This window comes from Microbispora corallina, from assembly GCF_016863035.1.
Lineage (GTDB): Bacteria > Actinomycetota > Actinomycetes > Streptosporangiales > Streptosporangiaceae > Microbispora > Microbispora corallina.
This window is the reverse complement of sequence record NZ_BOOC01000029.1, coordinates 49,099-75,383: the sequence shown is the minus strand read 5'-3', so window position 1 is coordinate 75,383 and position 26,285 is coordinate 49,099. Positions and strand designations below refer to the sequence as shown.

General features: G+C 72.7%; 27 protein-coding genes. 20 read left to right on the top strand and 7 right to left on the bottom strand.

Annotated features, from left to right (window positions below; translation table 11 throughout):
* The first annotated feature begins 120 nt into the window (after positions 1-120).
* The gene (locus Mco01_RS39880; protein ID WP_204059454.1) at positions 121-1,491 is read left to right on the top strand and encodes a PrsW family intramembrane metalloprotease; all 1,371 of its coding nucleotides are present in this window, start codon (positions 121-123) and stop codon (positions 1,489-1,491) included.
* Here Mco01_RS39880 and Mco01_RS25780 read toward each other — a convergent pair.
* The gene (locus tag Mco01_RS25780; protein ID WP_204059453.1) at positions 1,485-2,177 is read right to left on the bottom strand and encodes a type 1 glutamine amidotransferase domain-containing protein; all 693 of its coding nucleotides are present in this window, start codon (positions 2,175-2,177) and stop codon (positions 1,485-1,487) included. The genes Mco01_RS39880 and Mco01_RS25780 overlap by 7 nt on opposite strands.
* 287 nt (positions 2,178-2,464) lie before the next feature.
* Between Mco01_RS25780 and Mco01_RS25775 the strand changes: the two genes are divergently transcribed.
* On the top strand, positions 2,465-3,535 hold the full coding sequence (locus Mco01_RS25775) for a lytic polysaccharide monooxygenase auxiliary activity family 9 protein (RefSeq protein ID WP_204059452.1): 1,071 nt from the start codon (positions 2,465-2,467) through the stop codon (positions 3,533-3,535).
* 269 nt (positions 3,536-3,804) lie between these two features.
* On the opposite strand, the gene Mco01_RS25770 is transcribed toward Mco01_RS25775, so the two are convergent.
* Together Mco01_RS25770 and Mco01_RS25765 are read right to left on the bottom strand one after the other, a co-directional pair.
* Positions 3,805-4,506: a SanA/YdcF family protein gene (locus tag Mco01_RS25770; RefSeq protein WP_239103915.1), complete on the bottom strand. Its 702-nt coding sequence runs from the start codon at positions 4,504-4,506 to the stop codon at positions 3,805-3,807.
* A gap of 5 nt (positions 4,507-4,511) precedes the next feature.
* Positions 4,512-5,525, bottom strand: coding sequence for a COX15/CtaA family protein (locus Mco01_RS25765; RefSeq protein WP_204059451.1), 1,014 nt, complete (start codon positions 5,523-5,525; stop codon positions 4,512-4,514).
* Positions 5,526-5,630: 105 nt separating this feature from the next.
* Here Mco01_RS25765 and Mco01_RS25760 point away from each other — a divergent pair, with 105 nt between their 5' ends.
* On the top strand, positions 5,631-6,311 hold the full coding sequence (locus Mco01_RS25760; protein WP_204059450.1) for a GntR family transcriptional regulator: 681 nt from the start codon (positions 5,631-5,633) through the stop codon (positions 6,309-6,311).
* 76 nt (positions 6,312-6,387) lie between these two features.
* On the opposite strand, the gene Mco01_RS25755 is transcribed toward Mco01_RS25760, so the two are convergent.
* On the bottom strand, positions 6,388-7,449 hold the full coding sequence (locus tag Mco01_RS25755; protein ID WP_204059449.1) for a saccharopine dehydrogenase family protein: 1,062 nt from the start codon (positions 7,447-7,449) through the stop codon (positions 6,388-6,390).
* Between the two features lie 108 nt (positions 7,450-7,557).
* On the opposite strand from Mco01_RS25755, the gene Mco01_RS25750 reads away from it, so the two are divergent.
* On the top strand, positions 7,558-8,493 hold the full coding sequence (locus tag Mco01_RS25750) for an AraC family transcriptional regulator (RefSeq protein ID WP_204059448.1): 936 nt from the start codon (positions 7,558-7,560) through the stop codon (positions 8,491-8,493).
* Positions 8,494-8,519: 26 nt separating this feature from the next.
* Here Mco01_RS25750 and Mco01_RS25745 read toward each other — a convergent pair whose 3' ends face one another.
* The 3 genes from Mco01_RS25745 to Mco01_RS25735 form a co-directional block, all read right to left on the bottom strand.
* Positions 8,520-9,425, bottom strand: a complete 906-nt coding sequence (locus tag Mco01_RS25745; RefSeq protein ID WP_204059447.1) for an EamA family transporter — start codon at positions 9,423-9,425, stop codon at positions 8,520-8,522.
* 121 nt (positions 9,426-9,546) lie between these two features.
* Positions 9,547-10,314, bottom strand: a complete 768-nt coding sequence (locus Mco01_RS25740; protein ID WP_204059446.1) for an ABC transporter permease — start codon at positions 10,312-10,314, stop codon at positions 9,547-9,549.
* The gene (locus Mco01_RS25735) at positions 10,311-11,243 is read right to left on the bottom strand and encodes an ABC transporter ATP-binding protein (RefSeq protein WP_204059445.1); all 933 of its coding nucleotides are present in this window, start codon (positions 11,241-11,243) and stop codon (positions 10,311-10,313) included. Before Mco01_RS25735 ends, Mco01_RS25740 begins: the two co-directional genes overlap by 4 nt.
* Before the next feature lie 334 nt (positions 11,244-11,577).
* On the opposite strand from Mco01_RS25735, the gene Mco01_RS25730 reads away from it, so the two are divergent.
* From Mco01_RS25730 to Mco01_RS25655, 16 genes are all read left to right on the top strand, one after another.
* Complete coding sequence (locus Mco01_RS25730; RefSeq protein ID WP_239103914.1) at positions 11,578-12,399, top strand: helix-turn-helix transcriptional regulator; 822 nt, start codon at positions 11,578-11,580, stop codon at positions 12,397-12,399.
* Entirely contained in the window at positions 12,396-13,808 is a 1,413-nt protein-coding gene (sufB, locus tag Mco01_RS25725; RefSeq protein WP_204059443.1) for a Fe-S cluster assembly protein SufB, read from the top strand. The genes Mco01_RS25730 and sufB overlap by 4 nt, the downstream gene beginning before the upstream one ends.
* Positions 13,808-14,929, top strand: a complete 1,122-nt coding sequence (sufD, locus tag Mco01_RS25720) for a Fe-S cluster assembly protein SufD (RefSeq protein WP_204059442.1) — start codon at positions 13,808-13,810, stop codon at positions 14,927-14,929. The genes sufB and sufD overlap by 1 nt, the downstream gene beginning before the upstream one ends.
* Positions 14,926-15,255 (top strand): non-heme iron oxygenase ferredoxin subunit, encoded by a 330-nt coding sequence (locus Mco01_RS25715; protein ID WP_036318516.1) that lies wholly within the window; start codon positions 14,926-14,928, stop codon positions 15,253-15,255. The genes sufD and Mco01_RS25715 overlap by 4 nt, the downstream gene beginning before the upstream one ends.
* Before the next feature lie 5 nt (positions 15,256-15,260).
* Complete coding sequence (gene sufC, locus Mco01_RS25710) at positions 15,261-16,007, top strand: Fe-S cluster assembly ATPase SufC (protein WP_204059441.1); 747 nt, start codon at positions 15,261-15,263, stop codon at positions 16,005-16,007.
* Positions 16,007-17,269, top strand: coding sequence for a cysteine desulfurase (locus tag Mco01_RS25705; protein ID WP_036318519.1), 1,263 nt, complete (start codon positions 16,007-16,009; stop codon positions 17,267-17,269). The genes sufC and Mco01_RS25705 overlap by 1 nt, the downstream gene beginning before the upstream one ends.
* A gap of 3 nt (positions 17,270-17,272) precedes the next feature.
* Complete coding sequence (gene sufU / locus Mco01_RS25700; protein ID WP_204059440.1) at positions 17,273-17,710, top strand: Fe-S cluster assembly sulfur transfer protein SufU; 438 nt, start codon at positions 17,273-17,275, stop codon at positions 17,708-17,710.
* 79 nt (positions 17,711-17,789) lie between these two features.
* Entirely contained in the window at positions 17,790-18,170 is a 381-nt protein-coding gene (locus tag Mco01_RS25695; protein WP_036318522.1) for a metal-sulfur cluster assembly factor, read from the top strand.
* 476 nt (positions 18,171-18,646) lie between these two features.
* Positions 18,647-20,188 (top strand): DEAD/DEAH box helicase, encoded by a 1,542-nt coding sequence (locus Mco01_RS25690; protein ID WP_239103913.1) that lies wholly within the window; start codon positions 18,647-18,649, stop codon positions 20,186-20,188.
* 302 nt (positions 20,189-20,490) lie between these two features.
* Complete coding sequence (locus Mco01_RS25685; RefSeq protein ID WP_204059439.1) at positions 20,491-21,456, top strand: acetylxylan esterase; 966 nt, start codon at positions 20,491-20,493, stop codon at positions 21,454-21,456.
* A gap of 116 nt (positions 21,457-21,572) precedes the next feature.
* Positions 21,573-21,836 (top strand): phosphoribosyl-ATP diphosphatase, encoded by a 264-nt coding sequence (locus tag Mco01_RS25680; RefSeq protein ID WP_036318526.1) that lies wholly within the window; start codon positions 21,573-21,575, stop codon positions 21,834-21,836.
* A 62-nt stretch (positions 21,837-21,898) separates the two neighbouring features.
* Positions 21,899-22,744, top strand: a complete 846-nt coding sequence (hisG, locus tag Mco01_RS25675; protein WP_204059438.1) for an ATP phosphoribosyltransferase — start codon at positions 21,899-21,901, stop codon at positions 22,742-22,744.
* 85 nt (positions 22,745-22,829) lie between these two features.
* Entirely contained in the window at positions 22,830-23,714 is an 885-nt protein-coding gene (locus tag Mco01_RS25670) for an ABC transporter ATP-binding protein (protein ID WP_204059437.1), read from the top strand.
* A complete protein-coding gene (locus tag Mco01_RS25665; protein ID WP_204059436.1) occupies positions 23,711-24,454 on the top strand; it encodes an ABC transporter permease in 744 nt (247 codons plus the stop codon). The genes Mco01_RS25670 and Mco01_RS25665 overlap by 4 nt, the downstream gene beginning before the upstream one ends.
* 31 nt (positions 24,455-24,485) lie before the next feature.
* Entirely contained in the window at positions 24,486-25,646 is a 1,161-nt protein-coding gene (locus Mco01_RS25660; protein WP_204059435.1) for a sensor histidine kinase, read from the top strand.
* 19 nt (positions 25,647-25,665) lie between these two features.
* Positions 25,666-26,271, top strand: coding sequence for a response regulator transcription factor (locus tag Mco01_RS25655; RefSeq protein WP_036322608.1), 606 nt, complete (start codon positions 25,666-25,668; stop codon positions 26,269-26,271).
* The last annotated feature ends 14 nt before the right edge of the window (positions 26,272-26,285 follow it).

Below are 26,285 nucleotides of genomic sequence, written 5' to 3'. Positions count from 1 at the left end.
CACCGCCGCCCTTCACGGAAGCCGTGCGGTTACGTACCGTTCGGGAGGGCAGCGTCACAGGAGACGGGGATCTTCGGGGTCGGAGGGGACCGGGGGGCCGTGGTCGGTTACAGTCGCGGAATGGCGAGCCTCGATCCGCGGGGGGTGCTGAAGGAGCGCCCATCGGTCGGCCTGATAGCCGGTCTGGTCGTCGCCGGGATCTGCGCGCTGGTGTCGTTCTCCTTCGACATCCTCAACGGCGATCCCGTGCAGTTCTTCATCGCGCTCGGGCTCGCGGTCGCGCCGGTCCCGCTGCTGCTCGCGGGCGTCCTCGCGCTCGACCGGATGGAGCCCGAGCCACGCGGCAACCTCGTGTTCGCCTTCGCCTGGGGGGCGGGCATCGCCGTCCTGCTCGCCGGCATCCTCAACTCGCTCAACCTCGTCTACGTCGCCCACACGCTCGGGGACGCGGCCAACGCCCGCAACCTGGTCGCCACGTTCGGCGCGCCGCCCGTGGAGGAGACGCTGAAGGGCCTCGTCCTGCTCGGGCTGCTGTGGTTCCGCCGCCAGGAGCTCGACGGCCCCACCGACGGCATCATCTACGCCAGCATGGTCGGCCTCGGCTTCGCCATGTCGGAGAACGTCAGCTACTACCTGGCCGCGCTGGAGCAGAACGGCGCCCAGGGCCTGGCCGCCACGCTCGTGCTCCGGGCCGTGCTCTCGCCGTTCGCCCACCCGCTGTTCACCTCGCTGATCGGCATCTCCGTGGCGTACGCCGCCCAGCGCCGGGGCGCGACCGGCGTGTTCGTCATCGTCGTCGGCTGGATCGGCGCGATGGCCCTGCACGGCATCTGGAACGGCTTCGCCTCCTTCGGCGGGCTCGGCGGGCTGGCCCTCGCCTACCTGCTGCTGATGATCCTGCTCGTGGTGGAGCTCCTGGTGATCTTCAGGGACAGGAAGCGGATCGTGGGGCTCATCCACTTCTACCTGCCTCCGTACGAGCGGAACGGGCTGGTCAACCAGGCCGACATCTTCATGCTGTCGTCGCTGCGCCGCCGGCGGCAGGCGCGCGCGTGGGCCAAGGCGCACGGCGGCCGGGCCGGCGCCCGGGCGATGAGCGACTACCAGCTCGCCGCCACCGAGCTGGGGCTGCTGCACGCCCGGGCGGCCAGGGGCGGGGTCGACGAGCCCGCGTTCCGGACCACCCAGCGCTCGCTGGCCGACCTGATGGCCTACGCCCGGCTGTCGTTCCCGCTGCCCGAGCACCACCGGGCCCGGGCCGCCCGGGGAGTGCCGCCGCCGGGCTACGCGCCGGGCGCCCCGCCCCCCTTCCAGCAGGGAGCGCCAGGAGCGGCGCCGCCCGGGTTCGGCCCCGGCCACCCCGGGTTCCCCGACCCCGGCCCGTACGGCGGCCCGCCGGGAAGCCCGCCGCAGGGGCCCTACGGCGTCCCCCCGGGGCCCGGGGGGCCCTACGGCGGCCCGCCCGCCGACCCGCCGCACCGGCGCTACTGAAGGACCTCGAGGAGCCGTTCGGCCAGGACGGCCGCCGAGGCGGGGTTCTGCCCGGTGAACAGGGTGCGGTCGACCACCGTGTAGGGCTTCCACATCTCGCCCTTGGTGAAGTCGGCGCCGAGGTCGACGAGTTCGTCCTCCAGCAGCCACCGGGCCTTCGGGCCGAGCCCGACCGCGTTCTCCTCTTCGTTGGTGAACGCGGTGATCCGGCGGCCGGCGAAGGGCGACACGCCGTTGATCCTGGTCGCCAGCATCGCGGCCGGGGCGTGGCAGACGACGGCGAGGGGCTTGCCTGAGGCGAGCGCAGCGGTCAGCAACCGGCCGGCGTCCGCGTCGGCGCACAGGTCTTCCATGGGGCCGTGGCCGCCGGGGAAGTAGACGGCGTCGTAGTCCTCCAGGCGGGCGTTCGCCAGCCGGATCGGCCGCCGCATCACCTCCGCGGAGCGGATCACCGCCTCAAGATCGAGGGCGATCCGCGCGCCGCCGGCCATGCCGGGGCGCAGGCTCATCATGTCCACGGTGGGGACCACCCCGCCGGGGGTGGCGACCACGATCTCGTGGCCGGCCTCGGTGAGCGCCCTGTACGGGGCCGCGAACTCCTCGGCCCAGTACCCCGTCGCGTGTCTGGTGCCGTCCTTGAGCGTCCAGTAGGACGCCCCGGTCATCACGAAAAGCAGCTTCGCCATCGGACAACCGCCTCCTCGCCCGCATCCGCCGCGGCCGGCGCGGCCGGCGCGGTCCAGGCCCGCCCACCAGCCTATGTCCCGTGTGACCTGGGTCACATCCGGGGCACCGCACCGCCCACGCCGGGCCTTTGCCCGGAAGGCCGCGTCCGTGTTTCAATCACGGTGCGCGATGGCCACCCGATGGGTGGGCTCAGGAGGGCGTGCGGCGATGCCGCACGCGGTTTTCGCCCGTACCACAGCCGATTTCGGCGCGCCCTCCGTCATGCCCATCACGAGGAGAACCCCCTGTGAGATCCAGGCGCAAAATCGCCGTCCTCACCGCGATCACGGTGGTGCTCACCGGCGTCACCGCCGTCCTGTTCCAGCGCGCGGCCGACGCCCACGGCGCCCTGCAGGCGCCCGCCAGCCGCACCTACGCCTGCTACGTCGACGGCCTGACCGGCGGCCAGATCATCCCCAACAACCCCGCCTGCAAGCAGGCCGTCGCCCAGGGCGGCACCCAGCCGCTGTACGACTGGTACGGCGTGCTGCGCTCGGACGGCGGCGGCCGCACCCGCGGCTTCATCCCCGACGGCCAGCTGTGCAGCGGCGGCTTCGCCAAGTACGCGGCCTACGACGCGCCGCGGACCGACTGGCCGACCACCACGCTCAAGGCCGGCGCGTCCTACGACTTCGTCTACGGCGCGTGGGTCCCGCACCCCGGCGGCTTCAAGCTCTACGTCACCAAGGACGGCTACGATCCGACCAAGCCGCTCACCTGGGCCGACATGGAGGAGCAGCCGTTCCTCACCGTCGACCCCGAGCCCGCGGTGAGCAACGGCGCCTACCGGTTCTCCGGCCGGCTGCCGAACAAGCACGGACGGCACATCATCTACGCGGTCTGGTACCGCTCCGACAGCCAGGAGACGTTCTACGGCTGCTCCGACGTGAACTTCGTCGACGGCGGCACGCAGAGCCCCTCTCCCAGCCCCTCGCCGAGCCCGTCGCCCAGCCGCACGCCCACCCCGCCCGTCTCGCCGAGCGCCTCCCCGTCGGCGAGCCCGACCATCGTGCCGACGTCGTGCAGCGCGACCGTGCGCGTGACCAACTCGTGGCAGGGCGGCTTCCAGGGCGAGGTGACGATCAAGAACACCGGATCCGCGCCGATGAACGACTGGTACGTCCAGTGGCAGCTGCCGGCGGGCGCCACCCTGACCCAGGCGTGGAACGGCACCTCCATGCAGAGCGGCCCGTTCGCCATGATCCACGCGCCCTCGTGGAACGCCACGCTGGCGCCGGGCGCCTCGGCCACGGCCGGGTTCCTCGCCGGCACGACCGCGACCACGCCGCCGACGTTCACCGACATCTCCTGCGGCTGACACCAAAGGAGACGCCCGGGGCCGGCCGTGACGGCGGCCGGCCCCGGGCGTCCTGCGCGATGGGCGGGCGGAGGAGGTTCCGCCGCGTACCCGCGGTGCGATTGGCCACTGGGAGAGGGCCTCACCTCCCGCACGAGTCTTGGGAGCGCTCCCATCGGCTGGTCGCCGGAACCCTAACCGCCGCGTCGCGCGCCAGGCCAGGCCGCGGAGCCGTACGGGAGCCGTCCACGCAGCTCAGGGACGGCGGCCCGATGAAAGTTTCGGCTGACTCAGGAGGCGAGGGCGCGGTCGAGCGTCGTCTCGCGGGGGCCGAGGAACCGCGGGCCGGAGCGCAGCACCAGGGCGTCGAGCACACCCTTGGCCGCCGCGGGCAGCTCCCGCGCCCCGAAGACGAGGGTCTCGAACGGCCAGTAGCGGCTGGAGTCGTCGCCCACGCCGTACGCGTCGATGCCGGCCGCGCGGCACAGCGCGACCGCCCGGGGCAGGTGGAACGCCTGCGTCACGACGACCAGCCGGGAGGCGCCGAAGATCTGCCGCGCCCGGACGCAGGAGTCCCAGGTGTCGAATCCGGCGTAGTCGAGCGCGATCCTCCCGGCGGGGACGCCGCGTGCGACGAGGTAGTCGCGCATGGCCGTGGGCTCGTCGTACTGCGACCGGCTGTTGTCGCCCGACAGCAGCAGCGCGCGGACCCGGCCGGCCCGGTAAAGCCCGACCGCGAGGTCGAGCCGGCCGCGCAGCAGCGCGCTCGGCCGGTCGCCCGTCAGTCCGGCGCCGAGCACCAGGGCCGCGGGCATCACGGGGACCTGGGCGGTCCAGCGGCCGTCGGGCTCGGCCACCACCCGATGGCCGGAGCTCGCCAGCCAGGCCCAGGTCATGGACGCGATCGGCAGGACGCTCAGCGCGACGAGCCCCTGGAAGCCCCGTCGCAGGGTCGTGCGGGACAGCCCCCGCAGCCGGCGAGGCGGCCGCACGGTGGTCAGGCCGCGGCGTGGTGCAGCTCGGGCCGCTCGGAGGCCGGGGCCTCCGCCGGGCCGCGGGAGCGCAGCAGGAACACCACCCGGAGCGTGGCGATCCAGACGAGGGTCGAGCCCAGGACGTGGAAGCCGACCAGCAGCGCCGGGACGGCCAGGAAGTACTGGACGTAGCCGATCACGCCCTGGGCCAGCTCCACGCCGAGCAGCACCAGCGCGGCCCGCCGCGCCCGGCCGGGGGAGTCGGTCACGTGCAGCGCGAACAGCAGGGCGAACGTCAGCCCGACCACGACGTACGCCACGTCGGTGTGCAGGCGCACCACGCTCTGGATGTCGAAGCCGAACCGGGAGGCCGCCTGGTCGCCCGAGTGGGGCCCGGTGCCGGTGACCACGACGCCGGCGATCAGCAGCACGAACACGGCCGCCGTCAGCACGAACCCGAGCGTGCGGATGTCGCGATGGACCAGCCGCCGCGGCGGGCCGTCGCCCTCGCCCGAGCGGGCCAGCAGCGCGCAGGCCGCGGCCATCATGCCGATCGACAGCAGGAAGTGGACGCTGACCGTGACCGGGTTCAGCATGGTCCGCACGACGAGACCGCCCCACAGGGCCTGCAGGACGACGCCGGCCGGCTGCAGCGCGGCCAGCCGCACGAGCACCGGGCGGGGCCGGTCGTACCCGGGACGGCCGAGCCGTACGGCGGCGATCACGCAGGCGGCCGCGACGGCCAGCACGAGGAACGACAGCAGCCGGTTGCCGAACTCGATCGACATGTTCAGCGGGGAGTGCAGGTCGTTGCGGGCCGGGACGAAGCTCGTCGGCGTGCACCGCGGCCAGGTCGGGCAGCCGAGCCCCGAACCGGTGAGCCGTACGGCGGCGCCGGTCACCGTGATCCCCGCGTTGACGACGACCGCGGCCACCGCCCACCGCCGCAGCGTCTCGCCCGTCGGGAACGCGAACGAGCGGTAGAAGGCGATCGCGAGTGTGCGGAGTCGGTCGGCGTGCTGGTTCACGGCATTCATGCTAGGCGGCGGGGGCCGTGGTCCCGCCGCCGGGCCGCGGGGAGCGGTGATCGTTTGTCGGGGCCGGAAGGTACGATCGCAGCACGGGCGGGGCCGAGGAGGACGATGGGCGGCGGACCTTACCGGGCGCAGCGTCCCGGGCGTCCCGGTCTGCCTTCCGGGCGTCCCGGCCTGCCGCCCGGCGGCGAGCGCCGGAGCCTGCGCGAGCGGGTCGCCGAGGGCATCAGGGACGCCCTGACGGCGGGGGAGATGCGTCCCGGCGTGGTGTACTCGGCGCCCGCGCTGGCCGCCAGGTTCGGCGTGTCGGCCACCCCGGTCCGGGAGGCGATGCTCGACCTGGCCAAGGAGGGCCTCGTCGAGGCCGTGCGCAACAAGGGCTTCCGGGTCGTGGAGCTGTCCGAGCGCGACGTCGGCGAGGTCATGGAGATCCGGCGGCTGCTGGAGGTGCCGGCGGTGGCCGGGCTGGCCGGGCGCCTGCGCCGCGAGGAGGTCGAGGAGCTCAGGGCCCTGGCCGAGGAGGCAGCGGCGGCCGCCCGCGACGGCGACCCGCTCGCCTACGCCGCCGCCGACCAGCGGTTTCACCTGGCGCTGCTGGAGATGGCGGGCAACGCCCGGCTCGTCGAGATCGTCCGCGACCTGCGCGGCCGCACACGGTTGTTCGGCGCGCGCGGCGGAGCGCCGCCAGCCGGCGCCGACCGCGAGCACCTCGACCTCCTCGACGCCCTCGCCCGCGGCGACGCGGACGCCGCGGGCCGCATCATGGAACTCCTCCTCCGCCGCCCCTGACCGGCGCGGCCCTGTGGCGCAGTGGGGATGTCAGCGGCTTCGTGGTCCTTCCCCGCAGGCGGGTGGTGGAGAGGGATCAGTCGCCTGGCGTGCGCTCCTCGCCTTCCTGGACGGTCCAGTGCACGTCGTGGGGCAGGAGGGAGTGCAGGAAGGCGGCGGGCTCGTAGGCCTGGGCCGGAGCGAGCACCCCCGGCTCGGCCGAGTCGGCGACCAGGCGGCGGACGCTCTCGACGGCGATCACCGCGGTGGTGCCGTAGGTGTCCCGGCCTTCCACCACGCCGCGGGCCCGGCGGCCGTCGAGCGCGACGGCGTCGATCACGCAGGTGAAGCGTTGGGTGGCACGGGCCTGCCCGGCGGGCCCCTCGGGCAGGCCGACGATGATCGACGGGTCGACGGGAACGCTCAGCCGGGCGGCAAGCGCGGCCTCGGCCAGCCCTTCGACATGCCGGACCTGGACGTGGCGGGGGATGGTCACGACCTCCGGCAGGGGGAACCTCGCCACCGGAACCGCCTGCGCGCTCCTGGGCGCAATGATCGAGGTCGTCCGCGCGGGGAGGCCGACCCGCCAGTCGCCGTCGTGATAGACCAGGCCGCCGGCCCTGATGATGTCGATGCTTTCGATCACTGAGCGGAGTGATCCACGGGATGGTCCGCCGCCGCCGGCGATGAGGTGGACGCCGATGATCTCCTTCAGCGGTCCCAGGCGCTCGGCGAGAAGGGCCGCGACCAGATCTCCCGGAACGCAGCCGTCGTTCGCGGCGGGCAGCACGGTGACCCCGGCGGCCCGCGCCTGTGCCCCGAAGGTGTCGAAGACGGCCTTGACATAGGGCTGCTCGCCGGCGGTGTCGACGTAGTGGCGGCTCGCGGCGATCGCCGCCCGGACCACCGCGGCCCCGGTCGGGGTGAAGGGGCCGGCGCAGTTGACGACCGCGTCGGCCGCACTGAAGGCGGCGACCAGGGCGTCGTGGTCGTCGGCACGGGCAAGGCGTATGTCGGGGCTGGACAGGTCGACCGCGGCGGCGTGCCGCAGGCGCACGGCGTCGCGGCCGACGAGCACCACGCTCAGGCCGCGCCGGACGGCCTCGGCCAGGACAAGCCTGCCTTGGTACCCACTCGCGCCATAGACGGCGATCTTCACCTGAATCTCCCCTGTGCAGGATCAGTGCTGGTTCGACCCACCGTAGACAGCGCGATCAAGACGCCCAATACGCCGAAAGCTCAGTTGTTTGCTTTATCGTCTTCACGCATGGACGTCCTGTCCGACGTGATCACCACTATGCGCACCGGCCTGCCCCACTCGGCCCGCGTCGACCGCGGCGCCCCGTTCGGCCGCAGGTTCCCCTCCGGCGACGCGGCGGGATTTCACGTGGTCCTGCAGGGCACCGCCTGGCTGATCCCGGACAACGGTGATCCCGTCTCCCTCGGGCCGGGAGATGTGGTGTTCCTGCCCCGTGGTGCCGGGCACGGACTGGCCGACAGCCCCTCCACCCCGCTTGCCGACGGGCCGGCGTCGTCGGCGCAACCGCGGTCCGGTTCGCAGGAGACCCCAGTGCCGGGCGCCGCCCCGGTCACGGTCATGCTGTGCGGGGCCTACCTGCTCGACCGCTCACGCACGCATCCACTCCTGCGGGAGTTGCCCGACGTCGTCCATCTGCCGGCCCGGGCCGGCCGCCGCCCGCACCTGCGCGCGGCACTCGATCTCCTCGGCGGAGAGCTGGAAGGCGTACGTCCGGGCTGCGACGCCATGGTGCCCGCACTGCTGGACGTGCTCCTGCTCCACATCCTTCGCGCCTGGTTCGAGGAGCGCGAGGACGCCCCCACCGGCTGGACCGCCGCCTTGAACGATCCGCCCGTCGCGGCCGCCCTGCGCGCCATGCACGGCGAGCCGCAACGGCAGTGGAGCGTCCAGGAGCTGGCCGGGCACGCGGGGCTGTCCCGGGCGGCCTTCGCCCGGCGGTTCACCACGCTGGTCGGGCAGCCGCCGCTGGCCTACCTCACCTGGTGGCGCATGACCGTCGCCGCCAGGCTCCTGCGTGCCTCCGACGTGCCCGCGAACGCGGTGGCCGGCAAGGTGGGCTACACCTCTGAATACGCGTTCGCCCACGCCTTCAAGCGCGCCTACGGCCGGCCCCCGGGCGCGTACCGCCGAGAGGGCCGTCACCGTCAAGCGCCTACCAGCTGACGGGGACTCCGAGACCGTCGGGCGTGTCAGCCGCCGGACCGGGTGGCGCCGATGGAGGCGACGACGACGCAGCCGACGGCCGCCCACTCCCGCACGCCCAGCACCTCACCCAGCACGAACAGGCCGACGAGGGCGGCGACGGCGGGTTCGAGGCTCATCAGGATCCCGAAGACCCGCTTGGGCATCCGGCGCAGCGCCTGCAGCTCCAGCGAGTACGGGATCACCGACGACAGCAGGCCGACGCCGGCGCCCAGCAGCAGGATCTCCGGGCGCAGCAGGCCGGCGCCGCCGGTCGCGATTCCGACCGGGGTGACGACGATCGTGGACACGATCATGGCGAACGACAGCCCGCTCGCCCCCGGGAAGCGCGCCCCGGTGGCCGCGGCGAAGACGATGTAGGCCGCCCAGAACGCCCCGGCCAGCGCGGCGAACCCGATTCCGGCCCAGCTCGCGGCGCCCGCGCCGTCCCAGGGCGCGAGGAGCAGGACCCCGGCCGCGGCCAGCAGGACCCACAGGAGGTCGAGCCGCCGCCGCGAGGAGACCACCGCCAGCGTGAGCGGCCCGGTGAACTCGATCGCCACCGCGATCCCGATGGGCAGCCGCGCCAGGGCCTCGTAGAACGACAGGTTCATCAGCCCGAGGCTCACCCCGAACGCCACCCCGACCGCGAGGTCGCGCCGCGACAGCCCGCGCACCCGGGGACGGACGACGACGAGCAGCATGAGGGCCCCCGTCGCGATCCGCAGGAAGACGACCGCGGTCGGCGGGAGCTCGGCGAACAGGTTCTTCGCCAGACCGGCGCCCACCTGCACCGACAGGATCGCGAGCAGCACCAGCCCGGACGGCGGCACCGCGTCCGACGCGGCCCGCAACGCCTTCGCCGGCCCGAACCGGTACGGCTCGGCGGCCCCGGACAACGACTCAGCGGTCATGCGGACGGCTCCTGGAACGAGGTGATCACGGGGGACGCGATCGAGGGGGAACGGGTCACCGGGACACGCAGCACTATGCCGCATCCTCCGATGCGCCCCCAAAACCACCCGCGGCGGCCGCCTATTCCCAGCGGAAGGTGCGGGCGGCGAGGGCCAGGGTGACCGCGGCCCAGCAGGCGAGCACCAGCAACGGCCCGCCGGGGAAGCCGCCGCCCCCGGCGAGGACGGACCGCATGCCGTCCGTGAGCGCCGTGATCGGCAGCGCGTCCAGCACGGGCCGCACGCCCGCGGGGAACCTGTCCAGCGGGAACAGCACCCCGCCGAGCCCGAGCAGGACCAGGTAGACGAGGTTGGCCGCCGCCAGCGTGGCCTCGGCGCGCAGCGTGCCGGCCATGAGGAGGGCGAGCCCGCTGAACGCGGCCGTGCCGAGCAGGATCAGCGCCGCCACCCACAGCGGGTTGCCGTGAGGCGACCAGCTCAGCGCGAGCGCCACGACGGCGATCACGACGACCTGGAGCACCTCGACCCCGACGACCGCGACCGTCTTTGCCAGCAGCAGCCCGGCGCGCGAGAGCGGGGTCGCCCCGAGGCGCTTGAGCACGCCGTACCGCCGCTCGAAGCCGGTGGCGATCGCCTGGCCGGTGAACGCGGTGGACATCACGGCCAGCGCGAGGATGCCGGGCGTCACGAAGTCGACCCGCGGCCCGCCGCCGACGTCCACCAGAGGCGCGACGGAGAAGCCGACCAGCAGCAGGATCGGAATGATCATGGTGAGCAGGAGCTGCTCGCCGTTGCGCAGCGTGGCGCGCGCCTCGGCGCCCGCCTGGGCGAGCACCATGCGGGGGAGCGGCGCGGCTCCCGGCCTCGGGGTGAAGTCGAGTGTCGTCATCGCAGCTCCCGCCCGGTGAGCTCGAGGAAGACGTCCTCCAGCGTGCGGCGCTCGATGCGCAGGTCCTCCGTCGTGACGCCTTCGGTGGCGCACCACGCGGTGACCGTGGCCAGCAGCTGGGGGCCGACCTGACCCTCGATGATGTAGTGCCCCGACGGGGACTCCTTGGCGGCGCTCCCCGGGGGAAGCGCGCACAGCAGCTCGTCGAGGTTGAGGCCGGGGCGGGCGCGGAAGCGCAGCTGCCGCTCGGCCCCCGTGAGAGCCTCCGGGGTGCCCTCGGCCACCACCCGGCCGTGGTCGATGACGACGACCTGGTCGGACAGCTTCTCCGCCTCGTCCATCTGGTGGGTGGTCAGCACGACCGACACCCCGGCGTCGCGCAGCGCGGTCACCACGTCCCAGCAGGCGTGCCGGGCCTGCGGGTCGAGGCCCGCGGTCGGTTCGTCGAGGAAGACCAGCTCCGGCCGTCCGATGACGGCCGCCGCGAGCGACAGCCGCTGCTGCTGGCCGCCCGACAGGCGCCGGTACGGCGTGCGGGCGTGCCCGGTCAGCCCGAGCAGGTCGAGCAGCGCCGCGGGGTCGAGGGGGTCGGCGTGGAAGCGGGCCACCACGCGCAGCCACTCCCCGGCCCGTACGGCAGGGGGGACGCCGCCCGCCTGGAGCATGACCCCGAGACGCGGCCGCAGCGCCCGGTCGGCCGGGTCGAGGCCGAGCACGCGCACGGTCCCGCCGTCCGGCCTGCGGAAGCCCTCGCAGATCTCGACGGTGGTGGTCTTGCCGGCGCCGTTGGGCCCGAGTATCGCCGTGACCTCGCCCCTGGCGCAGGTCAGGGTCAGCCCGTCGACGGCCGTGGCGCGCCCGTACCTCTTGACCAGACCGCGGATCTCGACGGCGGGACCGCCGCCGGAGGCGCTGCCAACCCCGCGCACGTCACCGGCCTCCCCTCGCCTGTGCGGGACCGCCAGGAACGGGCCGGGGACCGGGTCGCCCTGTTGGTCGTCGATTGAATCGAGTCTAGGGACGCAATCGCCAGGTCTCGTCGGCGGATGCCGCACATGGGGGCGGGGAGCGGGTAAAGCCTTGGTACGTTTCCGGCAGGGGGTGGTGGCGCCGTCCCGCGAGAGCCCCGCCCGGGCGCGTGCCCGGGCGTCCGTGAGCGGCGTATCCGCAGGTTAGGTAAGCCTTCCCTGCGTGAGAAATTGCATTCCTGTGGACATGGCCTTGGGTTTGTCGTGCGGGAAGGAATTACGGCACACTGATGTTGTGAAATACGTGCCCGGGAAGACGAACGCGCAGGAGACCGCGGTGACGCGGTCCGCCGGCGTGCCTCCCGAGCGCCCCGACGCCCCCGCCCCCCACCTCGCCGGCACCGCGTCGGCGCAGATCTCCGCCGAGCGCGGCACCCGGGCGCGGGTGGCCCGGCTCATCCTGGAGCACGGCCCGGTCACCGCGGCCGCGCTCGGGGAGCGGCTGGGCCTGACCCCCGCCGCGGTGCGCCGTCACCTCGACGCGCTGCTCGCCGACGGGATGATCGAGCCCCGCACGGCCCGGCCGCGCGGCCAGCGGGGGCGCGGCCGGCCGGCGAAGATGTTCGCGATCACCGACGCGGGCCGCAGCGCCTTCGTCCACGCCTACGACGACCTGGCCGGCAGCGCCCTGCGCTTCCTGGCCGAGCGGATGGGCGGCGAGGCGGTGTCGGAGTTCGCCAGGGCACAGGTGTCCGGCCTGGTCAGCAGGCTGGAGACACTGATGCGCGAGGTCCCCGCCGACCAGCGGGTGCGCGTGCTGGCCGAGGCGCTGTCGGCAGAGGGCTACGCTGCCTCGGCGACCAAGACGGGCAAGGGCGGCGAGCAGCTGTGCCAGCACCACTGCCCCGTCGCGCACGTCGCCGCGGCGTTCCCGCAGCTGTGCGAGGCCGAGACGGAGGCCTTCGCCCGGCTGCTCGGCACGCCCGTCCAGCGGCTGGCCACGATCGCCAACGGCGACGGGGTCTGCACGACCCATGTCAGTTCACACGCGCTGGCCGGACGGCAGGCGCGTGCCCATGAATCGAGCACAACGACGAGCAAGGAGACCGGAAGGTGACTGTCACCGACCGCCCGGAGCTGGAAGGCCTCGGGAATTACAAGTTCGGCTGGGCCGACTCGGACGAGGCCGGGGCCGCGGCCCGGCGTGGGCTGTCCGACGAGGTCGTCCGCAACATCTCCGCGCTCAAGAACGAGCCGGAGTGGATGCTCGACCTGCGCCTGAAGGGCCTTCGGCTGTTCGAGAGGAAGCCCCTGCCGACCTGGGGGTCCGACCTCACCGCCATCGACTTCGACAACATCAAGTACTTCGTCCGCTCCACGGAGAAGCAGGCCGCGTCCTGGGACGAGCTGCCGGACGACATCAGGAACACCTACGACAAGCTCGGCATCCCGGAGGCGGAGAAGCAGCGCCTCATCGCCGGCGTCGCCGCCCAGTACGAGTCCGAGGTCGTCTACCACAAGATCCGTGAGGACCTCGAGGAGAAGGGCGTCATCTTCGTCGACACCGACACCGGCCTGCGCGAGCACGAGGACCTGTTCAAGGAGTACTTCGGCTCGGTCATCCCGGTGGGCGACAACAAGTTCGCCGCGCTGAACACCGCCGTATGGTCGGGCGGGTCGTTCATCTACGTGCCGCCGAACGTGAACGTCGAGATCCCGCTGCAGGCCTACTTCCGGATCAACACCGAGAACATGGGCCAGTTCGAGCGGACCCTGATCATCGTGGACGAGAACTCCTACGTCCACTACGTCGAGGGCTGCACCGCGCCGATCTACTCGTCCGACTCGCTGCACTCGGCGGTCGTCGAGATCATCGTGAAGAAGGGCGCCCGCTGCCGGTACACGACCATCCAGAACTGGTCGAACAACGTCTACAACCTGGTCACCAAGCGCGCCGTGGCGTACGAGGGCGCGACCATGGAGTGGATCGACGGCAACATCGGCTCCAAGGTCACGATGAAGTACCCGGCCGTCTACCTGATGGGCGAGCACGCCAAGGGCGAGACGCTGTCGGTCGCCTTCGCCGGCGAGGGTCAGCACCAGGACGCGGGCGCCAAGATGGTGCACCTCGCGCCGAAGACGTCCTCGACGATCGTGTCCAAGTCCGTCGCCCGCGGCGGCGGCCGCACGTCCTACCGCGGCCTCGTGCAGATCGAGGAGGGCGCGGCGGGGTCGGCCTCGACCGTGAAGTGCGACGCGCTGCTGGTCGACCAGATCAGCCGCTCCGACACCTACCCGTACGTCGACGTCCGCGAGGACGACGTGTCGATGGGTCACGAGGCCACGGTCTCCAAGGTGTCCGAGGACCAGCTGTTCTACCTGATGAGCCGCGGCCTCAACGAGGACGAGGCGATGGCGATGATCGTGCGCGGCTTCGTCGAGCCGATCGCCCGCGAGCTCCCGATGGAGTACGCCCTTGAGCTCAACCGCCTGATCGAGCTGCAGATGGAAGGAGCCGTCGGCTGATGGGCCTGGAGACGAAGCCGCTGTCGACCCTCCACGAGGTCTCGTCGTACAGCGTCGAGGACTTCCCCGTGCCCACCGGCCGCGAGGAGGAGTGGCGGTTCACCCCGCTGTCCCGCCTGAAGGGGCTGCACAACGGCACGGCGGCCGGGACCGGCGCCGTCGTGGTCGACGTGGACGCCGCGCCCGAGGTGACTGTCGAGACCGTCGCCCGCGACGACGCCCGGCTCGGCAAGGCGTACGTGCCCGCCGACCGGGTGAGCGCGCAGGCGTTCACCTCGTTCGAGAAGGCCACCGTCCTGACCGTGCCGCGGATGACCGCCGCGTCCCGGCCGACGGTGGTCAACGTGCGCGGCGCCGGGGCCGGCGCGGCCTACGGCCACATCCTCGTCACGCTTGAGCCGATGGCCGAGGCCGTGCTGGTCCTCGACCACCGCGGCAGCGCGGTCTACGCCGACAACGTCGAGTTCGTCGTCGGCGACGGCGCGACGCTCAAGGTCGTCAGCCTGCAGGACTGGGACGACGACGCCGTCCACGTGTCCCACCACCACGCCAGCCTCGGCAAGGACGCGACGTTCCGGTCGTTCGTGGTCACCCTCGGCGGCGACCTCGTACGGCTGTCGCCCTCGGTGTCCTACACGGCCCCCGGCGGCGACGCGGACCTGACCGGCCTGTACTTCGTGGACGCCGGGCAGCACCTAGAGCACCGCCTGCTCGTCGAGCACACCGTGCCCAACTGCCGCAGCAACGTGACCTACAAGGGCGCGCTGCAGGGCGACGAGGCCCACGCGGTGTGGATCGGCGACGTGATCATCCGCGCGGAGGCCGAGGGCACCGACACCTACGAGCTGAACCGCAACCTCATCCTCACCGACGGCGCCCGCGCCGACTCGGTGCCGAACCTGGAGATCCTCACCGGCGAGGTCGCCGGGGCGGGCCACGCCTCCGCCTCCGGACGCCTCGACGACGAGCACCTGTTCTACCTCCAGGCCCGCGGCATCCCGTTCGATGAGGCCCGCCGCCTGGTCGTCCACGGCTTCTTCGCCCAGCTCATCGACCGGATCGAGGTCCCCGAGATCCGCGAGCGGGTGCTGTCGGCCGTTGAGGCGGAGCTGGCGCGATGAGCGCCGACACCGCCCGGTGGGAGAAGGTCTGCCAGGTCGGCGACATCCCGGACCAGGGCGTCATCGGCCTGGAGGTCGGCGACGTCCCGGTGGCGCTGGTGCGCACCGGCCAGGAGGTCTTCGCCCTGCACGACGTCTGCTCCCACGCCGAGGTCCGGCTCAGCGAGGGCGACGTGTACGACCACACGCTGGAGTGCTGGCTGCACGGCTCGTGCTTCGACCTGCGCACCGGCAAGCCCACCGGACCGCCCGCCATCAAGCCCGTGAACGTATACCGAGTCAAGATCGAAGGCGACGACGTGTACGTCTCGCTCTCGAAGGAGTAATACACGTGTCCACCCTTGAGATCCGCGACCTGCACGTCTCCGTCGGCGACAAGGAGATCCTCCGCGGCGTCGACCTGAAGGTCAGCTCCGGCGAGACCCACGCCATCATGGGCCCCAACGGCTCTGGCAAGTCGACGCTCGCCTACGCCGTCGCCGGCCACCCCAAGTACACGATCACCTCCGGCAGCGTCCTGCTCGACGGCGAGGACCTGCTGAGCATGTCGGTCGACGAGCGCGCCCGCGCCGGCCTGTTCCTCGCCATGCAGTACCCCGTCGAGGTGCCCGGCGTCAGCGTGTCGAACTTCCTGCGCTCGGCCATCACCGCCGTGCGCGGCGAGGCGCCGAAGCTGCGCGAGTTCGCCAAGGACCTGAAGGCCGGCATGGATGCGCTGTCCATCGACCCCGCCTTCGCCCAGCGCAACACCAACGAGGGCTTCTCCGGCGGCGAGAAGAAGCGCCACGAGATCCTCCAGCTGGAGCTGCTCAAGCCGAAGATCGCGGTGCTCGACGAGACCGACTCCGGCCTCGACGTCGACGCGCTGCGCGTGGTGTCCGAGGGCATCAACCGGTTCCGCTCCCGCGAGGACACCGGCGTGCTGCTGATCACGCACTACACCCGCATCCTGCGGTACGTCACCCCCGACTTCGTGCACGTCTTCGCCGGCGGCCGCGTGGTCGAGGAGGGCGGCCCCGAGCTGGCCGAGAAGCTGGAGGCCGAGGGCTACGAGGCGTACACGAAGGCGTCGGCCTGATGAACGCTCCGAGCCTCGACGTGGAGAGGATCAGGAAGGACTTCCCGGTCCTCGCCCGCGAGCTTCCCGGCGGCCGGCCGCTGGTCTACCTCGACTCCGGGAACTCCTCCCAGAAGCCGACCCAGGTCATCGAGACCATGCGCGAGCACCTGGCGTCGCACTACGCGAACGTGGGCCGCGCGCTGCACACCCTCGGCGCCGAGTCGACCGACGCGTACGAGGCGGCGCGGGAGAAGGTGGCGGCCTTCGTCGGCGCGCCGTCCCGCGACGAGGTGATCTTCACCAAGAACGCCTCCGAGGCCCTCAACCTCGTGGCGTACTCCTTCGGCAACCCGGCCAACACCGACGACCGGTTCCGCCTGGGGCCGGGCGACGAGATCGTCATCTCGGAGATGGAGCACCACTCCAACATCGTGCCGTGGCAGCTGCTCGCGCAGCGGACCGGCGCGACGCTGCGCTGGTTCCCGGTCACCGACGAGGGCCGCCTCGACGTGAGCGGCCTGGACGAGCTGGTCACCGAGCGCACGAAGATCGTCTCGATCGCCCACCAGTCGAACGTCCTGGGCACGGTCAACTCGGTCTCCCCGATCCTGGCCCGCGTCCGCGAGGTCGGCGCGCTGATGATGCTCGACGCGTCGCAGTCGGTGCCGCACCAGCCGGTCGACGTGCGCGAGCTCGGCGTCGACTTCGTGGCGTTCACCGGTCACAAGATGGTCGGGCCGTCCGGCGTCGGCGTGCTGTGGGGCCGCCGCGAGCTGCTCGACGCCATGCCCCCGTTCCTGGGCGGCGGCGAGATGATCGAGGCGGTCTGGATGGACCACTCGACGTACGCGCCGGTGCCGCACAAGTTCGAGGCCGGGACCCCTCCCATCGTGGAGGCGATCGGCCTCGGCGCGGCCGTCGACTACCTCACCTCGGTCGGCATGGACGCGATCAAGGCGCACGAGAAGGAGCTGGTCTCCTACGCCCTGGAGGCGCTGCCGGAGATCCCCGGGCTCAGGATCATCGGGCCGCGCACACCCATCGCGCGGGGCGGGACGATCTCCTTCACGCTGGAGGGGATCCACCCCCACGACGTCGGGCAGATCCTCGACGACGTGTACGGGATCGCGGTGCGGGTAGGTCATCACTGCGCCCGGCCGCTCCATCTGCGGTTCGGAATCCCGGCGACGACACGGGCGTCTTTTTACCTGTACAACACGACGGCCGAGATCGACGCACTGGTCCGCGGCCTCCACCACGTGCAGAAGGTGTTCGGCTGAGCCATGATCGCTGAATCCATGTACCAGGAGCTGATCCTGGAGCACTACAAGCATCCCCAGGGCCGGGGCCTGCGTGAGCCGTACGACGCGGAAGTGCACCACGTGAACCCCACCTGCGGCGACGAGGTCACCATGCGGGTGAAGCTCGCCGACGGCGGCAAGGTGCTCGACGTGTCCTACGACGGGCAGGGCTGCTCGATCAGCCAGGCCGCGGCGTCGGTGCTGCACGAGCTGGCCACGGGGTCGACGGTGGACGAGTCGCTGTCGGTGGTGGACGAGTTCACCCGGCTCATGCAGGGCAGGGGCCAGGTGGAGCCGGACGAGGACGTGCTGGGCGACGCGGTGGCCTTCGCCGGCGTCGCGAAGTTCCCCGCCCGCGTCAAGTGCGCGCTGCTGGCCTGGATGGCCTACAAGGACGCGGTGATCAGGAGTCAGGGATGACCGGCCGCCCCGGCCGCGTTGCACAGGGAGGCGGCGCCGCCACGACGGCGGGCGGGCCGCGACGGGAGAAGAGGACGACGTGAGCAAGCCGACGCAGACCCCCACCGGGCCCGCAGCCACCCCCGGGTTCGACGGGGACACCGCCCTCGACGACGTGCTGGAGGCGCTGAAGGACGTCGTCGACCCGGAGCTCGGGATCAACGTCGTCGACCTCGGCCTGGTCTACGGCGTCAACCTCGACCCGGCGGGGGAGGGCGAGCGCCCGATCGCGACCATCGACATGACGCTGACGAGCGCCGCGTGCCCGCTGACCGACGTCATCGAGGACCAGGCCAACTCGGCGCTGGCCGACCTGGTGTCCAACGTGGTGATCAACTGGGTGTGGCTCCCGCCGTGGGGACCCGACAAGATCACCGACGAGGGCCGCGACCAGCTGCGCATGCTCGGGTTCAACGTCTGACCCCTCCCGGGGTCCCCGGCCTCCGACCGGCGTGTCGACGAGCTCGGCCCGCCGGACGGCTGTTCCGCCCGGCCGTACGGCTCTGTGCGCCGGCCGGGCTGCTCCGCGGCGCGTGCCGACGCTTCGGGTGGCCTGCGCCGGTGCTTGACGCGGCGGTCGCCGCGCCGGATCGCCTCGTGCGGCCGGGCGGCCGTTCCGCCGTGATTTCTGGGACGAACGGTGATGCCGTATAGTTGCCGTTTGACTCTCCACGCGCGACGTGCGTCGCAGGTGTCCGTGGGATGGCCGTCACGATCGGATCGACGGCCTCCACTTCTGCGGGACGCCCGGCGTCGCGCAGTGAACCGGTGCCGTTCCGCCGACCATGCGAGTGCGGGGCACCGACCGGACGCGGATCTCCCTTCCGCCGCGTCCCGGTGAGTACGGCTCGGCCGTACGTGTAACGGCTCGTCCTTTCGCAGAAGTGACGCGCCCACGTGTTTCGGCACGTCATCTTCGACGAAAGGCACGACTTCGTGACCACGCTCACCCCTGGCGAGACCTCTCGCGAGGAGTTCGCCCAGCTCGGGCTGCCCGCGCCGCTTGTGGCCGGACTGGCCCGGCGGGGCATCACCGCGCCGTTCCCGATCCAGCGGGCGGCCATCCCCGACATCCTGGCCGGGCTCGACGTCCTCGGCCGCGGCCAGACCGGCTCCGGCAAGACCCTCGCCTTCGGCCTGCCCACCATGGCGCGGGTCGCCGGCGAGAAGGCGCGGCCGCGGCATCCGCTGGCCCTCATCCTCGTCCCCACCCGCGAGCTGGCGCTCCAGGTGGCCGACACGCTCGAACCGCTCGGCCGCGGCCTGTCCCTGCGCACCAAGACCGTCGTGGGCGGCATGTCGATGGGCCGCCAGATCGAGGCTCTGCGGCGCGGGGTCGAGATCGTCGTGGCGACGCCCGGCCGCCTGACCGACCTCATCGAGCAGGGCGAGTGCTCCCTGGACGACGTGCGGGTGACCGTGCTCGACGAGGCCGACCACATGTGCGACCTCGGCTTCCTGCCCGTTGTGACGGCCCTGCTCGCGCGGACCCCGGCGGACGGCCAGCGGCTGCTGTTCTCCGCCACCCTGGACGGCGACGTCGACCGGCTCGTCAAGCGGTTCCTCGCCGACCCGATCGTCCACTCGCTCGACCCCGCCGTGTCCAGCGTCGAGACCATGGAGCACCACCTGCTCCAGGTGGCGTTCGAGGACAAGGTGGCGGTGACCGCGGAGATCGCCAACCGCGAGGGACGCACGATCCTGTTCGTCCGCACCCAGCACGGCGTCGACCGGGTGGTGAAGCAGCTCGCCCGGTCCGGGGTTCGGGCGGGCGGCCTGCACGGCGGCAAGCGGCAGAACCAGCGGACCCGCATCCTCGGCGAGTTCCGCGACGGCACGATCCCGGTGCTCGTCTGCACGGACGTCGCGGCGCGCGGCATCCACGTGGACGACGTCAGCCTGGTGCTGCACGTCGACCCGCCGTCCGACCACAAGAGCTACCTGCACCGCGGCGGCCGCACGGCCCGGGCCGGGGAGCGCGGCGCCGTGCTGACGCTCGTCCTGCCGAGCGAGCGCCGCTCCACGGAGCAGCTGACCCGCAAGGCCGGGGTCACGCCGGAGCGTCACCGCGTCGCCCCCGGGGACACGGTGCTGGCGGAGATCGCGGGCGCGCGGACGCCCACCGGCCAGGCGGTGCCCGTCTGGGAGCCGGACAGCCGTAAGCCGCTGCACTCCCGCGGGGAGCGGCCGAGGGACGGCCGGCGCCACGGCGAGCACGCCCGGGACGACCGGCCCCGGGGCGACCGCCCCCGCGGCGACCGGCATCGGGACGACCGTCCGCGCGACGACCGTCCGCGCGAGGCCCGCGCCGGCGGGTGGGGCGGCGGCCGCGCCGAGGGCCGCACAGGCGGCCGCACCGAGGGCCGCTCGGGCGGGTTCGCGGGCGGCCGGTCGGGCGCCGGGCGCGGCCAGGGCGGCCGGCGCATGAGCGGCCGCTGACCTCGGACAACCACGTACCACCGGCGATCCCCCGGGCTCCTCACGAGCCCGGGGGATCGCTGTGTTCCCGGCGTGGTCCGCGGCTCTCGACGGGCCCGGGGGAGCGCGTGGAACCGCGATTCCGCGCGACGGTCCCGGCGACCGGCGCACCTCTCCAGGCCCCATAGGGGAGACGAGCCGGCGCCGGTGCCGGACCGGCCGGATCTCCCCGACCGGGTCGGGCGGGTGCCGCTCTCTCATGACGCGCGTGTACCGTCGTCTCCTCACCACGGTCCTGTCCGCCCGTCCCCCGGGGAGCCCTCGTGTTCGTTGACATGCCACTCGACCAGTTGCGCGGCTACCTGCCGGAGCGCCGGGAGCCGGCGGACTTCGACGCGTTCTGGGAGCGCACCCTCGCCGGGGCGCGCGAGCACGACCTCGGCGCCGTCTTCGAGCCGTACGCCACGGACCTGGCGATGATCGACGTGTACGACGTGACGTTCGCCGGGTTCGGCGGCGACCCGATCAAGGGGTGGTACCTCAAGCCCGCCGCGCTGCCCGGCCCGCTGCCGTGCGTCGTGGAGTTCATCGGGTACGGCGGCGGCCGCGGCCTGCCGCACGACTGGCTGCTGTGGCCGTCCGCCGGCTACGCCGCGTTCGTCATGGACACGCGCGGCCAGGGCGGCGGCTGGCGGTCGGGCGACACGCCCGACCCGGCGCCGGGCACCGGCCCGCAGACCTCCGGCAAGATGACCCAGGGGATCTTCGATCCGGACGGCTACTACTACCGGCGGCTCTACACGGACGTGGTCCGTGCGGTCGAGGCGGCCCGGGCGCATCCGGCGACCGACCCCGGGCGGGTCGCGGTCGCGGGCGGCAGCCAGGGCGGGGCGATGGCGCTGGCCGCCTCCGCCCTCGTGCCCGACCTCGCGTACGCCTTCGTCAACGTGCCGTTCATGTGCCACATCCGGCACGCCGTGGAGATCACCGACGAGGACCCGTACGCCGAGGTCGGCCGGTTCCTCGCGGTCAACCGCACCCGGGTGGACCAGGTGTTCGCCACGCTCGACTACTTCGACGGGCTGAACTTCGCGGTCAGGTCGCGCACGCCGGCCCGGTTCTCGGTGGGCCTGCGGGACGGCGTCACGCCGCCCTCGACCGTCTTCGCGGCCTACAACCACTACGCGGGCCCCAAGGACATCTCGGTCTGGCCGTTCAACGGGCACGAGGGCGGCGACTCCCAGCAGGCCCTGGAGGTGCTGGCGGTCGCCCGCAAGGTCCTGGGCTGACCGGTGATCTCGGAGGGTGGACGGGGCGAGCGAGCGGCCCGCTCCCGCGGCTAACCTGGGTGGGCGTGTCCGGCGGATACCCTGGACACGCATGCCCGACGACTTCGAGAGAGACGATGAAGACCTTCGACGAGCTGTACGCCGAGCTGGCGGAGAAGGCGCGCACCCGGCCCGAGGGGTCCGGCACCGTGGCCGCCCTGGACGCGGGCGTCCACGCCATCGGCAAGAAGGTCGTGGAGGAGGCCGCCGAGAGCTGGATGGCGGCGGAGCACGAGTCGGCCGACCGGGCCGCCGAGGAGATCTCGCAGCTCCTCTACCACGTCCAGGTCCTCATGCTGGCCCGCGGCATCGGGCTGGACCAGGTCTACAAGCATCTGTAGCCGCGACCCGCGGCTGCTCGTCGACCTCGTCCACCCCGAACCGTGAAAAGGACCCTTCACTCATGCTGCGTCTCGCCGTCCCCAACAAGGGCGCGCTCACCGAGGCCGCCCAGACCATCCTCAGCGAGGCCGGATACCGGCAGCGCAGGGACAGCAAGGAGCTCGTCGTCGTCGACCCCGACAACGACTGCGAGCTGTTCTTCCTGCGGCCCCGCGACATCGCCGTCTACGTCGGCGAGGGCACGCTCGACGCCGGGATCACCGGCCGCGACATGCTCTTCGACTCCGGCGCCCCGGCCGAGGAGGTCGTGCCGCTCGGCTTCGGCCAGTCGACCTTCCGCTTCGCCTCCGCGCCCGGCGCCTACTCCGGCGTCGCCGACCTCGCCGGCCTGCGCATCGCCACGTCGTACGCCGGGCTGCTCGGCAAGTACCTGGCCGACAAGGGCGTGGACGCCCGGGTCATCAAGCTGGACGGGGCCGTGGAGACGGCGATCCGGCTCGGCGTGGCCGACGCCGTGGCCGACGTCGTCGAGACCGGCACCACGCTGCGCAACGTCGGCCTGGAGGTCTTCGGAGACCCGATCGCCCGGTCCGAGGCCGTGCTGATCAAGCGGGCCGGGTCGCCGGAGACCAACGGCTTCCAGCAGCTGATCCGCCGCCTCCAGGGCGTCCTGGTGGCCCGCGACTTCGTGATGATCGACTACGACATCCGGGCCGAGCGCATCGACGAGGCCATCGCGATCACCCCGGGCATGGAGGGGCCGACCGTCTCCCCGCTGCACCGCGAGGGCTGGGTGGCCGTGCGCGCCATGGTGCCCCGCAAGGGCCACCAGCAGGTGATGGACCAGCTCTGGGAGATCGGCGCGAAGGCCATCCTGGTCACCGCCATCTACGCCTGCCGGCTGTAGCCCGGGCGGCGATGACAAATGTCATCGCCGATGCCGGAGGTCGGCCACTAATCGATCTCCCTCCGCGCGGCCTACCGTTGGCGACATGAATGCCATCGCCTTCACCGACGTCACCAAGAGCTACGGCAGCGTGCTCGCGGTCGACGGCCTGACCCTGGAGGTCCCGGCGGGGAGCACGGTCGCCCTGCTGGGGCCGAACGGGGCCGGCAAGTCCACGTCGATCAACATGCTGCTCGGCCTCCTGCGGCCGACCAGCGGTGACATCCGGGTCTTCGGCGAGACCCCCGCGGAGGCGGTCAGGCACGGGTCGATCGGCGCCATGCTCCAGGAGGGCACGCTGATCCCCGAGCTGACCGTCGCCGAGACGGTGGAGTTCATCCGCCGTCTCTACCCCGACCCGCTGCCGCTGGAGGAGATCCTCCGCCTGGCCGACCTGACCGACCTCGCCAAGCGGCGGGCCGACAAGCTGTCCGGCGGCCAGACCCAGCGGGTGCGCTTCGCGCTGGCCGTCGCCGGCGCCCCCAAGCTGCTGCTCCTCGACGAGCCCACGGCCGCCATGGACGTCGAGTCGCGCCGCTCCTTCTGGGACAACATGCGCGCGTACGCGGCCCAGGGCCGCACCATCCTGTTCGCCACCCACTACCTGGAGGAGGCGGACGAGAACTCCGACCGCGTGGTCGTCGTGGCCCGCGGCCGGGTCGTCGCCGACGGCACGGCCGCCGAGATCAAGGCGAGCGTGGCCGGCCAGTCCGTCAGTTTCCGGCTGGGCGACCAGTCCGTCTCCGGGCTCGACGGGCTCCCCGGGATCACCGGTGTGGAGCTCCAGGGCGGGCGGGTCACGCTGCGGACCGCCGACGCCGACGCCACGCTCGACGCGCTGTACCGCAAGACCACCCTCGACGTCCGCGATCTCCAGATCCACGGGGCCGATCTGGAGGACGCCTTCCTCGCCCTGACCCAGGAGGCATGACCATGCTGAGCTACATCAAGGTCGAGATGTTGCGGATGCTGCGCAACAAGCGCTACATCATCTTCGTGGTGGCCTTCCCCCTGGGCTTCTACCTGCTGTACTCGAACCTCTGGGGCAACCAGGTCGACCAGTCCACCGGGGTGCGCGGCAGCATCATCCTGATGGTCTCCATGGGCGCGTACGGCGCGCTGGCGGCCTCCATGATGTCCACGGCCGTCCCGTGGTCGCAGGAGCGGCACAGCGGCTGGCTGCGGCAGCTCCAGATCACCCCGCTGACCAGCTGGGCGATCATCGTCACCAAGCTCGTGGCGGCCCTGCTCCTCGTGCTGCCGTCGCTGCTGCTGGTCGGGCTGGCCGCCGTGCTGACCCAGCACGTGTCGCTCACCGCCGGCGAGTGGGCCGGGCTGCTGCTCGCCATGTGGATCGGCACCATCCCGTTCGCCGCGCTCGGGCTGGCGATCGGGTCGGTGCTGCCGCCCGACACGGCGCAGCCGGCCGCCATGATCAGCATGTTCGGGCTGGCGCTGCTCGGCGGGCTCTGGGTCCCACTGGAGGTCATGCCGTCCACCATGCGGTCGGTGGCCCAGGTCCTGCCGTCGTACGACTACGCGAGCATAGGGTGGCGGATCGTCGCGGGCCACGCGCCCGAGGCCGGGCCGGTGGCCGGCATCCTCGGCTGGGCCGTCGTCCTCGGCGCGCTCGCCGTCGTGGCCTACCGCCGGGCCACCGTACGGGCCTAGGGTCGGGGCGCGGGACGGAGAGGGGAGCGGGATGAGCCGGCTGAGCAGCGTCTTCACCTTCGGCGGGGCGGACGACCGCCCGTCCCGCCTCCGGCGCCTCATGGGCATGTCGCTGGGGCTGGTGTACCTGTTCTACCCGATCGCCGACATGACCGGCGGGAAGGTCCCGTCCGGCCAGATCCCCTGGCAGGTGGCCGGGCTCGCCAGCTTCGTGGTCTTCTACGTGGCGACCGCGATCAGCCCCCGCGACACCGACGACTGGAGCCGCTGGACGCTGCCCCTCCTCGTCGTCACGACGGCGATGGCCGTCGTGTACCCGCTGGTCTTCGGGGACGGCTGGCTGGCCCTGCCGATCTACCTGACCGTCGTCTACTCCATGGCGCTGCCGCCCCGGCCCGCCCTGGTCGCCGTGCTCTGCATGATCGCGATCGTCGTGGTCGAAGGGAGCATCATGGGCGCGGACGGCGGGGTGATCGCGCTGCTGGTGCTCCAGGTGATCACGCTCGGCGTCCTGTTCATCAGCGTCCGGAACACGCGGATGCTCGTCGTCAGGCTCCGTCACGCCCAGGAGGAGGTGGCCCGGCTCGCCGCCACCGAGGAGCGCCTGCGGATCGCCCGCGACCTGCACGACCTGCTCGGCCACAGCCTCTCGCTGATCGTCCTGAAGAGCGAGCTCGCCGGGCGGCTCGCCGAGCAGGGCTCGGCGCGGGCGGCCAAGGAGGTGGCCGACATCGAGTCGGTGGCCAGGAAGGCGCTCGAGGAGGTGCGGGAGGCCGTGACGGGCTACCGCAGGTGCGCGCTGCCGGAGGAGCTCGACGGGGCGCGCAGGACCCTCGACGCCGCCGGGGTCGCGCTGACCGTCCGCACCTCGGGCACGCCGCTTCCCGACCCCCTCGACGGGCTGTTCGGCTGGGCGGTGCGGGAGGCGGTCACCAACGTCGTCCGGCACTCCCACGCCACCCGGTGCGACATCGACCTGTCGTACGGCGACGCCGGAGCGGTGCTGGAGGTGGCCGACAACGGGCGGGCCGGGCCGTACACGCCGGGCAGCGGGCTCACCGGGCTGGGGGAGCGGGTGGTCGCGGCCGGGGGCGCGGTCACGGCCGCCCCCACGTCCGCCGGGTTCCGCCTGCGGGTCGTGGTCCCCCGGGCGGCCGCCGAACGGCTCCCCGTACGTCCGGCGGCGGTGTGAGCACCGGTAGGTTGTGCGCGTGATCAGGGTGATGCTGGCCGAGGACCAGGGCATGGTGCGGGGGGCCCTCGCCTCCCTGCTCGGGCTGGAGCCCGACATCGAGGTGGTGGGGGAGGCGGCGACCGGGCCGGAGGCCCTGGCCGTGGCCGAGCGCGTGCGGCCGGACATCGCGCTCCTCGACATCGAGATGCCCGGCATGGACGGCATCACGGCGGCCGGGGAGATCCGGCGCCGGGTGCCGGAGTGCCAGGTCATGATCCTGACCACCTTCGGCCGGCCGGGCTACCTGCGCAGGGCCATGGAGGCGGGGGCGGCGGCGTTCCTCGTCAAGGACAGCCCGGCCCGCGAGCTGGCGGCGGCCATCCGGCGCGTGCTGGGCGGGGAGCGGGTCATCGACCCCGGCCTCGCCGCCGCGGCGCTCAGCGCCGGGCCCAACCCGCTGTCCCCCCGCGAACGGGAGGTCCTGGGCGCCGCGGTCGACGGCTCCACGATCAGCGACATCGCCGACCGGCTGCACCTGTCCGAGGGGACGGTGCGCAACTACCTGTCCTCGGCCATCCAGAAGACCGCCGCCCGCAACCGCATCGAGGCCGTGCAGAAGGCACAGCTCCAGGGCTGGCTCTGACCGCCCCATCCCAC